The sequence below is a fragment of the Algibacter sp. AS12 genome, assembly GCF_046736315.1.
Classification (GTDB): Bacteria; Bacteroidota; Bacteroidia; order Flavobacteriales; family Flavobacteriaceae; genus Algibacter_B; species Algibacter_B amylolyticus.
The window spans coordinates 1,390,587-1,402,223 of sequence record NZ_CP151841.1; the positions used below are offsets into that span (position 1 = coordinate 1,390,587).

The following is an 11,637-nucleotide window of genomic DNA, read 5'->3' on the forward strand; positions in this document are numbered from 1 at the left end:
CGTGGTTTTTTTAGTTTTACATGCAACCATTTTAAAATATTAATATCTAATAAACAAAGTACAAAAAGATGAAAAAGCCATTTTCAATACTTGTTTTAGTTACGTTTTGTTTGCTATTATTGTCTACACAATGTGATGAAGACAATAGTTTATCGCAAATAGATGAGGAATTACAATTGGATGATTTAAAATCTGAAATTGAAGATTTAGCCAATGCATCTACTTGCGGAGATGGTTTTGAATGCAAATATATTGCCTTTGGTAGCAAACCTTGTGGTGGCACTTGGAATTATTTAATTTACTCGACTTCTGTTGATACTGAAGCACTTGAAGAGCTGGTTAAAAATTACAACAGAAAAGAATCACTTTATAACGAAGTATGGGGCATCATGTCTGATTGTGCTGTTGTTACACCACCAACTTCTGTAAGTTGCGAAAATAATGCTTGTGTTGCTGTTTACTAAAACATAGTTTATTATTTTTGGGGCATGTTAAAACTATTGTCCTATCCAATATCGGTTATCTACAATTTATTTTTTGGATTAACGCTGCTTGTGTTTCATCCCATACAGTGGATTTGTTTTAATATTTTTGGAAAAAAAACACACCAACAAAGCGTGTATCTTTTACAATGGAGCTTAATGCGATGTGCAAATATTTTAGGCACTCGTTTTTCGTTTATAAACACGCATGATATTGAGCCTAACCGCCCATTAATAATTGTAGCCAACCACCAAAGTTTACATGACATTTATCCGTTAACTTGGTATATGCGTAAACGAAGCCCAAAGTTTATAAGCAAAATAGAATTAGGCAGAGGCATACCAAGTGTATCCTACAACTTACGCCATGGCGGTGCTGCTTTAATTGATAGAAAAAACCCAAGACAGTCCTTACCAACCTTAATGAAATTTGGCGAGTTTATTGAAGCAAACAACTATGCCGCCGTTATTTTTCCTGAAGGTACACGAAGTAAAGATGGTACTGTAAAACCGTTTCAAAGAAAAGGCTTAGAGATTTTATTTAAAAAAATACCCTCGGCTTTAGTGGTGCCCGTTAGCATAAATAATTCTTGGAAAATGTTACGATATGGAAAATTCCCTATGGGATTAGGGAATCATATAAAATTTACAGTACATAAACCCATAGATTTAGCTATATTTGTTAATAAGGACGATCTTATAGAAACTGTTGAATCGACCATAAAAAACCACATTAAAAATTAAATTAAGTAAAGTATGTCTTTAAAGAATAAGAGATTAGAGGTGATGAAGTTTTTGGAAAAAGACGTGGATGCGCTAATGGAAAAATACTTAATTCCAATAGATAGTATCTGGCAGCCATCAGATTTTTTACCAAATTCTGAGACTACAGACGATTCTTTTTTTGAAGATGTTAGAGAAATTCGTGAGCTTGCCAAAGATTTACCATATGATTTCTGGGTAGTTTTAGTTGGCGATATGATAACTGAAGAAGCGTTACCAACTTACGAATCATGGTTAATGGATGTTGAAGGTGTAGACCAAGTTGAAAACGGTGGAAATGGTTGGGGAAAATGGGTACGCCAATGGACTGGAGAAGAAAACAGACATGGCGATGTACTTAACAAGTACTTATACCTTTCTGGACGTGTTAACATGAAGGAAATTGAAAAAACCACACACCACTTAATTACAGATGGTTTTGATATTGGTACAGATAGAGATCCTTACAAAAACTTTGTATATACTAGTTTTCAAGAACTAGCAACTTATATTTCGCACAACCGTGTAGCTAAAATTGCGAAAGATTATGGAAATAAGCGTTTATCGAAAATGTGTAAAATTATTTCTGGAGACGAAATGCGCCACCACCACGCCTACTCTGAGTTTGTGGAGCGTATTTTTAAAGTAGATCCTAGCCAAATGATGATGGCTTTTCATTATATGATGAAACAAAAAATTACCATGCCGGCTCACTTTTTAAGAGAATCTGGTGGTAAAGCTAGTTCTGCATTCGAAGAGTTTTCTAACACAGCACAGCGTATTGGTGTTTACACATCAAACGATTATGTAGATATTTTACAAAAACTAATTACCCGTTGGGAACTTGATAAAATTACAGGATTAAATGATGAAGCCGAAAAAGCTAGAGATTATTTAATGAAACTTCCGGCAAGAATGTATCGCTTATCTGAGCGCATGAAAATTCCGGAAAACTCATTCCAATTTAAATGGGTCGAGCCTGCTATTATAAAATAAAATTCCAAAACCATAAAACTCTAAACACCAACTACAGTGTTTAGGGGTGGGGTTTAATAGACAATACAATTGGTTAATTACAATAACAAACGGTTTAGGCCTGTTTCTAGTTCTGATAATAGCGAAACCACGTCGGCTACCATTTTTATTTATAAACAAAATGAATCTATTTTAACTTCTACTTATAGTGGCGGTAATATTATTGAAGGTCATTTAATTGGTATCGTTAATGAAAATGGCGTTATTAATATGCGATACCATCAAGTAAATAAAAAAGGCGAGTTAATGACAGGTACTTGTATTTCTACCCCAAAAATTAACGAAAACGGAAAAATAACACTTTACGAAAGTTGGCAGTGGAGGTCTGGAAATCTATCAAAAGGCACCTCAATTCTAGAAGAAATTTAATACCCATGACACCAGAAGAGATTATAAACAAAACCAAAATTTTTGTAAAAGAAGAATTAATTAATGCTGAAGGTGGGCACGATTGGTTTCATATAGAACGTGTGTATAAAAACAGCCTATTAATTGCAAAGGCCGAACCTGTAGACACTTTTATTGTTGCTCTAGGGGCTTTACTGCATGATATTGCCGATAGTAAATTTCATAACGGCGATGAAACCGTAGGACCAAAAAAAGCACGAGAATTTCTCTTTAAGCTTAACATAGACTCTAAAACCATAGAACACGTTGTAAAAATTATTGAAAACATTTCGTTTAAATCTAGCTTATCAACTAATAACGCAACTGCTTTTAAGTCGCCAGAACTAGATGTTGTGCAAGATGCCGACCGTTTAGATGCTATAGGCGCCATTGGTATATCGCGTTGTTTTAACTATGGAGGTTTTAAAAACCGAGCACTTTATAACCCAGATATTGAGCCTAATCTTAATATGACTAAAGCGGAATACAAAAACTCGACTGCACCAACTATAAATCATTTTTACGAAAAGCTGTTATTGCTAAAAGATAAAATGAATACTAAAACAGGTAAAAAATTGGCAAATGCACGCCATGAGTATATGCTTGACTTCTTAAAGCAATTTTATAGCGAGTGGAATGGCGAAAAGTAACTCTATTGCTAATAGGCTACTAACAGTAATACAATTTTAATATACATAATAAAAAGGAATACTTTATTACATGGTAAACCTTAGTATTACTGAATCATTAATTTAATCTCCTTGCGGTAGCTAGACGCACTTTTACCTGTAATGTCGTTAAATACCTTATTAAAGTGTGAAAAGTTATTAAAACCGCACTCAAAACAAACGTCGGCAATACTCATTTCACTTTCTTCCGATAGTAATTTTGTAGCGTGTACCACACGATACTCATTAACAACCTGTGTAAAAGTTTTACTAGTTGCCTTTTTAAAGTAACGACAAAAAGCTGGAACCGTCATACTTACTATATCTGCAATTTCATCTAAAGCAATATGATGTTGAAAATTTTCGCGAATATATTTAAATACCGATCCTATTTTAGCACTTTCCTGCGCTTCGGCTTCAAAAGCAAATCCATCGGCATTTAATAAGGTGTAATCATCTGTTTTAGCCAAATAGTTTAAAATTTCTAAAAACTTTAAAACACGTTTTAAACCATCATGTTCTAAAAGTTTTTCAATTTTAAGTCCTATTTTCTTTTTGGTATCAATTTGAAAACGAATACCTTTTTTAGCACGCTCAAAAAGCGCTACAATATTTGCCATTTCCGGCACATTAAGAAAATCTTCGCCTAAAAAATCAGATTTAAACTGGATGATAGTCTCTGTTCCGTTAGCTGTAAGCCTATCAGAAAACCCATTATGCGGTAAATTAGCACCTATTAATATAAGTTGACTATTATTAAAGTAAGATAAATGGTTACCAATATGTGTTTTTCCTTGTCCTTTATTAACGTAAACCAACTCCATTTCTGGATGAAAATGCCAGAAAGCGTTGAGTCTATCTGCCTGTTTCAAGTGTTGTTTAACCAAAATTGAACTTCCAAAACTTGGGGTAAGTTTCTCTAAAGTAGGTTTCTTTTTAATCATGCGAGCATTAATTTAAAGCAAATTTACTACATATTATGCATACATTGTATATTTAATTACCTTAAATGTATGCTATTTTAACTTAACAATGAATTAACGTTATATTAACAGTTAATCTAGCATATAAAGTGGTCAAAATTGATGTTTTCTTAACTCCCCTTCTACCATACCTTTGTACCGTTGAACATTATGACCCCCATAATTATGAAAAACACAATTAAAAGTACAAAGAAAGGAATCCTAATGGTAGCATTATTAGCTACGTTTATAGGGTTTGCAAAAGACTCTAATTCACTTATTAAAAAAGGTACTAGAGAAACAGCCTTAGTGTTAAAAAACGTAAAAGTTGGTAACCTACTTACTATTAAAGACAATTACGGAATTATACTATATAAAGAAGCAATTAAAATTAAAGGTCTATATACTAAAGGATTTGATTTAACTGAATTGCCAAATGGTGAGTATGTTTTTGAACTTGAAAAAGATTTAGAAATTAACACGATCCCGTTTACAGTAGCAAATAGTGTTGTAAGTTTTGATAAAACAGCAGAAACGACTACTTATAAACCTTACGTAAAGCAAGAGAATGGTTTAGTTTATGTAACAAAATTTAATCCAGAGTTTAAAGAAACAACTATTAATGTTTATGCTCTTGAAGGTGCAGAAGCAACATTACGTTTCTCTGAAGAAATTACGAATAGTCAAACTATCGAAAAAGTATTCAAATTAAGAAAAGGAAATTACAAAATAGAAATAAGCTCAGAAAATAATGAGCATACAGTATTCATTAATAATTAGTTTAATGTCTTATTTAGTTTAGTTTAGTTTGTAAAAGTGGGCTGTGGTGGCCCACTTTTTATGTTTTAATATCTCCTTAAAACATCTAAACTTCTATATCATCTTTAAAATTTAAAGCTCTCTTTACGTTAACTCATTTCAAAAAAAAGAGTAAGGTTTTATCTATGTTAAATTAACCTAAAAATGATGCAAAATTAACAGTTAATTTAGCATATAAATCCATCAAAACCAATGTTTTATAAGACTATTTAGCGTTATATATTTGTAGTGTTAATTAATAACAATACGCATTATGAAAAAGACAATGAAAAACACGAAAAAAGCAATTTTAATGGTAGCATTTTTAGCTACAGTAGTAGGATTTGCAAACGACTCTAATTCGCTTATTAAAAAAGGAGCTAAAAAAACAGCAATCGTATTAAAAAATGTAAAAGTTGGTAACCTATTAACTATTAAAGATAATTACGGTATTGTTTTATATAAAGAAGCTATTAAAACTGAAGGTTCATATACTAAAGGATTTGATTTAACACAATTACCAGATGGAGACTATGTTTTTGAACTTGAAAAAGATTTAGAAATTAACACCATCCCTTTTAGTGTTGCACTTAACCAAGTAACTTTTAATAAAACCGACGAGGCTACTTACTTTAAGCCTTACGTAAAACAAGATAGAGATTTAGTTTATGTAACAAAACTAAATCCAGAACTTAAAGAAACAACTATTAATGTATATGCTATTAATGGTACAGAATCAACACTTCGTTTCTCTGAGAAAATCACGAATACTCAATCTATCGAAAAAGTATTCAAATTAACAAAAGGAAATTTTAAAATTGAAATAAACTCTGGTAATAAAGAGTATACAACATTCATTAATAATTAGTTTAATGTCTTATTTAGTTTAGTTTAGTTGTAAAGTGGGCTGTGGTGGCCCACTTTCATTTTTATAAAATATCTTGATTTTCCAAATGCTTTTAATAGCATTTTTTTTTGCTTTAAATGTAACGATCTTCCCTTAAAATTCATCTTGAATTAAACCACTTTTAGGACACATTAAATTTACCTAAAAATGATGCAAAATTAACAGTTAATTTAGCACATAAATTAGTCAATACCAGTGTTTTACAACACCCTAATCTACTATATATTTGTACTGTTGAACGTTAATACACCCTATTATGAAAAACACAATTAAAAACTCGAAAAAAGGAATCTTAATGGTAACATTGTTTGCTACCTTATTAAGTTTCGCAAATGAAGCTAAATTATTTAATATTAAAAACGAGGCTAAAAAAACGTCACTAACCTTAAACAATGTAAAACAAGGCAACTTACTATCTGTAAAAGATGCATTTGGTATAACACTATATAAAGAAGTCATTCAAGAAACTGGAAGCTACACAAAAGGTTTCGATTTAACGGTTTTACCAAATGGCGATTATCTTTTTGAACTTGATAAAGATCTAGAAATTAACACAATACCTTTTACAGTAAAGTCTAGTATAGTGTCTTTTAATAAAGATAAAGAAACCACTATTTTTAAACCAACTGTGCGCGTAGAAGGTGATCTTGTATTTGTATCGAAACTTACTTTAGAAGGAAACCCTTTAAATATTAAGGTTTACTATACAGAAAAAGGATCTACTAATTCAGATTTAATTTTTTCTGAAGATATTGAAAACACCAAGATTATAGAACGCAAATTTAAATTAGAAAACCAAGAACTAGGATCTTTTAAAATTGTAATTCTTTCTGAAGGAAACGAATTTATTAAATACATAAAATCTTAATCCCTAACCAAACCAGATACTAAAAGTGGGCTAAATCAGCCCACTTTCTTTAAATTTTATAGCATGTTTATTTCTCAGGCCTACTATTGCAACCATACTAACAAACAAAAAAAATTCAGATTAGAACAGGAGAAATCCGATCAACTAATAAACAGTGAATTACAAAACCAAACTACTCCTGTTAGAAAACAAAAAATGAGCAATAATTGGAATAAAAAAGGTATATTTTATTCAATATGGATTATACTAAATTTAGTAGTTCTTTCAAGTTTATTTCATTTCATCTCTAAAACCGACTGGCTCTTCTTATATTTTGTAGTAACATTTATATATTGCTCACTATATTGGATGCTTGCAGAACTAGTATTTAACAAGTTATTTGTTAAAAATTAACAACTAAGGTTTTAGCCAAAACTGGTAAAGAATTATCTCATAATACTACATAAAAACTTATATTAAGAGTGGACACTAGTCCACTTTTTTAATGCTTATTATATTCAACTTTTACTGAACATTAAGTAACATTATTTTTACCTTAAAATGATGCAAAATTAACAGGTAATCTAACACATAAATTGGTCAATACCAATGTTTTAAATAGAATTATTGCGTTATATATTTGTAGTGTTGAACGTTAATACCCCTATTATGAAAAACACAATTAAAAACTCAAAAAAAGGAATCTTACTGGTAATTATGTTTACTACCATGCTAAGTTTCGCAAACAATGCTTCACTATTTAATATTAAAAATGAAGCTAAAAGAACCTCACTTACTTTACTAAATGTAAAGCAAGGAAACTTACTATCTGTAAAAGATGTAAATGGCATAGTTTTATATAAAGAGTCCATGCAAAAATCTGGAAACTACACAAAAGGATTCGATCTAACGGCTTTACCAGATGGCTCGTATATTTTTGAGCTAGATAAAGACATGGAAATTAACACGATACCTTTTACGGTAAAGTCAAATATTGTTCTTTTCGATAAGGAAAAGGAAACCACTATTTACAAGCCAATGTTTGTGGTAAAAGACAATGTAGTTATGCTAACAAAACTAGCACTTAATGAAGCTCCTTGCCATATCAAAATATACTTTTTAGGAGATCATGGCGAAGAATTAATGCATGCTGAAACTGTAGCAAACACAAAAACTATAACAAAAGCTTACAAACTTGCTGGCTTGAAGTATGGTGGATACAAAATTGTATGTAACTCGGATGGCAGAGAATTTACCAAAGCAATAAACATCTAAATACCTAATTTAGAAACTGTTGATAAAGGTGGGCTAATTTAGCCCACTTTTTTGTTGGCATAACTCAATTATTTCCCCGGAAAATCAGCCTTACGTTTTTGCAGAAAAGCTGTAGTTCCTTCTTCAAAATCATCGGTACCAAAACAGTTTCCAAATTCCTGAACCTCAACACTAAACCCATCTACACCATCTTTAAAATTAGCATTTATGGCGCGTATAGCTGCACTAATTGCAACGGTTGAATTTCGAGAAATTTTAGCTGCTATTTTTTCGCAAAGCGGAAGTAATTCGTCTTGCGTAGTAACATGATTTACTAACCCATAACTTAAAGCTTTGTTAGCATCAATCATGCCTGCTGTCATAATCATCTCCATAGCACGTCCTTTGCCCACCAATTGCGGTAAACGCTGTGTACCTCCATAACCAGGAATAACACCAAGAGACACCTCCGGAAGCCCTAATTTAGCATTATCGCTAGCTACTCTAAAATGAGCAGCCATAGCCAACTCCAAACCGCCACCTAGGGCAAACCCATTAACAGCTGCAATTACTGGAGTAGATAAATTTTCGACAAAATTAAACAGTAACTCCTGCCCTTTTGCTGCTAATTGTGTGCCTTTACTAACATCAAAATCTGAAAACTCGCTTATATCTGCGCCAGCAACAAAGGCTTTTTCTCCGCTACCGGTTACAATAATAACCTTAGTATCCGCATCGCTATCTGCATGGTTAAAAGCCTCGTGCAACTCCTGTATAGTCTCTCTATTTAAGGCGTTTAGCTTTTTAGGACGATTAATAGTTATGGTTGTTATACCATTATTTTCTTCTGAAAGGATGTTGTTATAACTCATAATTTATTCTTTAAATACGGTTAAGCCTTCTATATGAAAGGTATCGGATTCGTAAAATCTTAACGCCGTTTTTACAATTTTATCTGATTTATCTCTGGGCGATTTTGTAATATATCTAGCTTTTGAATTATTCAAATTTACAGAAAACTCTGCATTTAAATCTGATGGTTTGCTGTAAAATAAAATTTGATTTCCTTCATGCTTCCAGGTGCCTTTACCATAAAAATTTTCTTCTTTATTTTCTTTTGATATGGTTGAAAGGTCTCTTAAAAAATGATATAAAAACGAACCATCTTCTTTTAATTTTAAAGTCCATTTTATTTTAGTGCCATCTGTATGCTTTGGTTCTCTTTTATATGTTCCACTTTGCGAAAACACAAGGCATGTAAAACTTAAAAAAAATAGAATTATAAACGGCTTCATGAAAATTTAGGAAAAGTTACTTTAAAGGTTGCACCCTTATCTTTTTCAGATTCAAAAGATATAGTGCCTTTGTGCGTTTCTACAATATTTTTCACCATAGCCAACCCAAGTCCCATACCACTTGTTTTGGTTGTAAATTTTGGCTCGAATACTTTATCTTTATTCTCTTCGGCTACACCTGTACCATTATCTGCAACCGTAATAACCACGTTACCATTACTTTTAGCTACATGAACCACAATTTTAGGTGCTCGATTATCTGGCATAGCCTGAATAGCATTTTTAACCAGATTTGTAACCACACGAATAAGTTGTGCTCTATCAAACTTTGCTATAATTTCTTCGGCATCGAAGGTAAATTCTATATGATACTCGTTAAAAATATCTAGTGCTAGCTTAATAATTTCAACCACATTAAGCGTTTCGTTTTGTTGCGCTGGCATTTTAGCAAAATTTGAAAATGCCGATGCAATGGAACTCATGGTATCAATTTGCTGAATTAAGGTTTTACTGTACTCATCGAGTTTAGAATGAATGTTTTCGTCCTCTGGATTAAACTTACGTTGAAAATTTTGCACCGTTAGTCGCATGGGTGTTAACGGATTTTTAATTTCGTGAGCAACTTGTTTTGCCATTTCTCTCCAGGCCTGTTCGCGCTCGCTTTTTGCTAGTTGTATAGCACTTTCCTCTAGCTCATCAATCATACTATTATAGGAGGTTACAAGTGCTGAAATTTCTTCGCTGGTATCGTCTACATTTATGCGTTCGTTTCGCTTCTCTAACCTTGTGGTGTTAATAATGTCGCTAATAATTTTTAAAGATTTTGTTATGTATTTTGATAACCAAAATGCAATTGCAATTGCGGTTAGCAACACCACCATAAATGCAAACACCAATCGTTTTAAAAACTCTTCGAGCTCTTTATCCAGAAAATCGTCTTTTTCTAAATACGGTATGTTTAATATAGCAATAGCTTTAGATTTATTATCGGTAATATATGTGTAGGACGACTGAAAGGTTTCTCCGTTTTCCTTATGAATATCGACATGCCTATGTTGCGTTATTTCTGAAGAATTATTGAAGGCTACGTTATGGGTTAAAGCATTCATTATTTCGGCAGAGATACATTTATCTACAAGCTCGGTTTGCAACCCAGGTTTTGAGGAAATTAAGAGGCCGCCATCTAAATTATACAAATTTATTTGCAGCTTATGAATATCTGCAATGTTGTAAATTTCATCTTTAAAAATTAAGGGTATGTTTTCTGTTTTAACTTCCCAGGTGTTTTGGCGTCCGTTTAAATAGCGTTTTATATGAGTTTGTACGTTTTCTTCCTTACGCTCTAAACGGCCTTCATGATAATCTTTACTTTGCTCGTTATACTGGTAAATAGCTACCGCCGAAATAAGCACGGATGCAAACATTACTAGCAGTATCATTGCTAAAAAAATGCGTGTGCGTAAGGATAGGTTTTTTAATTTCATTGGTTTAAATATAGCAATAATCAAACCAAAACAGACCAACGAATTAAAAAATTGAAGTTAGCAGATAAGTGCGCTAGGGATTGAACGGTTTGTTTGAGCTCCTCGACTTTTTTGAGGGAGCGAGTAGCGAAAGCCCGACCCTTGTGGTAGCGCCCAACTTCTTGTTACAACTTTGATATAAAAATTATTGGGAATGACTTTTATTTAGGCTTCGGGATTTTTATCGCGAATGTTTTTGTAGACTTTAAAGCCTAACATAATTAGCACGCCAAGAATAAGTATACCTGCAACACCCCAAATCCAGTTTATAGCACTTTTTAAGATGACTAGAAAGATGACTGCAAATAAAATGAAAGTGGCGCCCTCGTTCCAGATACGCATAAAACTTGATGTTTTTTTTACGACATCGTTTTGTAGTTGTTTGAAATATTGATGCGTTTTTAGGTGGTAGATAAACAGCAATACAATAAAGGCTAATTTTACTTGCATCCACGGTTGATAGACTAAATATGGGTTTAATGCAAATAAACTTAGACCGAAAACTAGTGCTAAAATTGCCGATGGCCATGTGATGATAAACCACAGGCGTTTTGCCATGAGTTTTAGTTGTTTTCCTAAAATTTCTTTTTCGGGTGATGGCTTATGAAAGGCTTCTATTTGGTAAACAAACAAACGCGGAATATAAAATAAACCGGCAAACCAGGTGATTACAAAAATAAGATGAAAGGCCTTTATGTATTGGTAGTATTCCATAGT

The 11,637-nt window shown here is 32.4% G+C and carries 14 protein-coding genes; 9 read left to right on the forward strand and 5 right to left on the reverse strand.

Annotated features, from left to right (window positions below):
• Window positions 1-68 precede the first annotated feature (68 nt).
• From AAFN75_RS05815 to AAFN75_RS05835, 5 genes are all read left to right on the forward strand, one after another.
• On the forward strand, window positions 69-464 hold the full coding sequence (locus AAFN75_RS05815; RefSeq protein WP_411808662.1) for a hypothetical protein: 396 nt from the start codon (window positions 69-71) through the stop codon (window positions 462-464).
• Between the two features lie 24 nt (window positions 465-488).
• The gene (locus AAFN75_RS05820) at window positions 489-1,226 is read left to right on the forward strand and encodes a lysophospholipid acyltransferase family protein (protein WP_411808663.1); all 738 of its coding nucleotides are present in this window, start codon (window positions 489-491) and stop codon (window positions 1,224-1,226) included.
• A 12-nt stretch (window positions 1,227-1,238) separates the two neighbouring features.
• On the forward strand, window positions 1,239-2,240 hold the full coding sequence (locus AAFN75_RS05825; protein WP_411808664.1) for an acyl-ACP desaturase: 1,002 nt from the start codon (window positions 1,239-1,241) through the stop codon (window positions 2,238-2,240).
• A gap of 69 nt (window positions 2,241-2,309) precedes the next feature.
• Window positions 2,310-2,648, forward strand: a complete 339-nt coding sequence (locus AAFN75_RS05830) for a n-acetylglutamate synthase (RefSeq protein WP_411808665.1) — start codon at window positions 2,310-2,312, stop codon at window positions 2,646-2,648.
• Window positions 2,649-2,653: 5 nt separating this feature from the next.
• Entirely contained in the window at window positions 2,654-3,316 is a 663-nt protein-coding gene (locus AAFN75_RS05835; RefSeq protein ID WP_411808666.1) for an HD domain-containing protein, read from the forward strand.
• An 86-nt stretch (window positions 3,317-3,402) separates the two neighbouring features.
• Here AAFN75_RS05835 and AAFN75_RS05840 read toward each other — a convergent pair whose 3' ends face one another.
• Window positions 3,403-4,278 carry an AraC family transcriptional regulator gene (locus tag AAFN75_RS05840; RefSeq protein WP_144114693.1) on the reverse strand — a complete coding sequence of 292 codons (876 nt, stop codon included), beginning with the start codon at window positions 4,276-4,278 and terminating at the stop codon, window positions 3,403-3,405.
• A 204-nt stretch (window positions 4,279-4,482) separates the two neighbouring features.
• On the opposite strand from AAFN75_RS05840, the gene AAFN75_RS05845 reads away from it, so the two are divergent.
• From AAFN75_RS05845 to AAFN75_RS05860, 4 genes are all read left to right on the forward strand, one after another.
• Window positions 4,483-5,076: a hypothetical protein gene (locus AAFN75_RS05845; RefSeq protein WP_411808667.1), complete on the forward strand. Its 594-nt coding sequence runs from the start codon at window positions 4,483-4,485 to the stop codon at window positions 5,074-5,076.
• 292 nt (window positions 5,077-5,368) lie between these two features.
• Window positions 5,369-5,962 (forward strand): hypothetical protein, encoded by a 594-nt coding sequence (locus AAFN75_RS05850; protein WP_411808668.1) that lies wholly within the window; start codon window positions 5,369-5,371, stop codon window positions 5,960-5,962.
• 295 nt (window positions 5,963-6,257) lie between these two features.
• Window positions 6,258-6,869, forward strand: a complete 612-nt coding sequence (locus tag AAFN75_RS05855; protein WP_411808669.1) for a hypothetical protein — start codon at window positions 6,258-6,260, stop codon at window positions 6,867-6,869.
• Window positions 6,870-7,517: 648 nt separating this feature from the next.
• Window positions 7,518-8,123, forward strand: coding sequence for a hypothetical protein (locus tag AAFN75_RS05860; RefSeq protein ID WP_411808670.1), 606 nt, complete (start codon window positions 7,518-7,520; stop codon window positions 8,121-8,123).
• 68 nt (window positions 8,124-8,191) lie between these two features.
• Here the strand turns inward: AAFN75_RS05860 and AAFN75_RS05865 are convergent, their stop codons facing one another.
• The 4 genes from AAFN75_RS05865 to AAFN75_RS05880 all read right to left on the reverse strand — a co-directional run bounded on the left by AAFN75_RS05865 (window position 8,192) and on the right by AAFN75_RS05880 (window position 11,634).
• The gene (locus AAFN75_RS05865) at window positions 8,192-8,974 is read right to left on the reverse strand and encodes an enoyl-CoA hydratase/isomerase family protein (protein ID WP_411808671.1); all 783 of its coding nucleotides are present in this window, start codon (window positions 8,972-8,974) and stop codon (window positions 8,192-8,194) included.
• A 3-nt stretch (window positions 8,975-8,977) separates the two neighbouring features.
• On the reverse strand, window positions 8,978-9,397 hold the full coding sequence (locus tag AAFN75_RS05870) for a hypothetical protein (RefSeq protein WP_411808672.1): 420 nt from the start codon (window positions 9,395-9,397) through the stop codon (window positions 8,978-8,980).
• On the reverse strand, window positions 9,394-10,881 hold the full coding sequence (locus AAFN75_RS05875) for an ATP-binding protein (RefSeq protein ID WP_411808673.1): 1,488 nt from the start codon (window positions 10,879-10,881) through the stop codon (window positions 9,394-9,396). The genes AAFN75_RS05870 and AAFN75_RS05875 overlap by 4 nt, the downstream gene beginning before the upstream one ends.
• A gap of 204 nt (window positions 10,882-11,085) precedes the next feature.
• Window positions 11,086-11,634, reverse strand: a complete 549-nt coding sequence (locus AAFN75_RS05880; protein WP_411808674.1) for a CopD family protein — start codon at window positions 11,632-11,634, stop codon at window positions 11,086-11,088.
• Between the last annotated feature and the right edge of the window lie 3 nt (window positions 11,635-11,637).

Coding starts and splice junctions, on each gene's coding strand:
- AAFN75_RS05815 (WP_411808662.1), top strand. CDS start 69: ATGAAAAAGCCATTTTCAATACTTGTTTTAGTTACGTTTTGTTTGCTA.
- AAFN75_RS05820 (WP_411808663.1), top strand. CDS start 489: ATGTTAAAACTATTGTCCTATCCAATATCGGTTATCTACAATTTATTT.
- AAFN75_RS05825 (WP_411808664.1), top strand. CDS start 1,239: ATGTCTTTAAAGAATAAGAGATTAGAGGTGATGAAGTTTTTGGAAAAA.
- AAFN75_RS05835 (WP_411808666.1), top strand. CDS start 2,654: ATGACACCAGAAGAGATTATAAACAAAACCAAAATTTTTGTAAAAGAA.
- AAFN75_RS05840 (WP_144114693.1), bottom strand. CDS start 4,278: ATGATTAAAAAGAAACCTACTTTAGAGAAACTTACCCCAAGTTTTGGA.
- AAFN75_RS05845 (WP_411808667.1), top strand. CDS start 4,483: ATGAAAAACACAATTAAAAGTACAAAGAAAGGAATCCTAATGGTAGCA.
- AAFN75_RS05850 (WP_411808668.1), top strand. CDS start 5,369: ATGAAAAAGACAATGAAAAACACGAAAAAAGCAATTTTAATGGTAGCA.
- AAFN75_RS05855 (WP_411808669.1), top strand. CDS start 6,258: ATGAAAAACACAATTAAAAACTCGAAAAAAGGAATCTTAATGGTAACA.
- AAFN75_RS05860 (WP_411808670.1), top strand. CDS start 7,518: ATGAAAAACACAATTAAAAACTCAAAAAAAGGAATCTTACTGGTAATT.
- AAFN75_RS05865 (WP_411808671.1), bottom strand. CDS start 8,974: ATGAGTTATAACAACATCCTTTCAGAAGAAAATAATGGTATAACAACC.
- AAFN75_RS05870 (WP_411808672.1), bottom strand. CDS start 9,397: ATGAAGCCGTTTATAATTCTATTTTTTTTAAGTTTTACATGCCTTGTG.
- AAFN75_RS05875 (WP_411808673.1), bottom strand. CDS start 10,881: ATGAAATTAAAAAACCTATCCTTACGCACACGCATTTTTTTAGCAATG.
- AAFN75_RS05880 (WP_411808674.1), bottom strand. CDS start 11,634: ATGGAATACTACCAATACATAAAGGCCTTTCATCTTATTTTTGTAATC.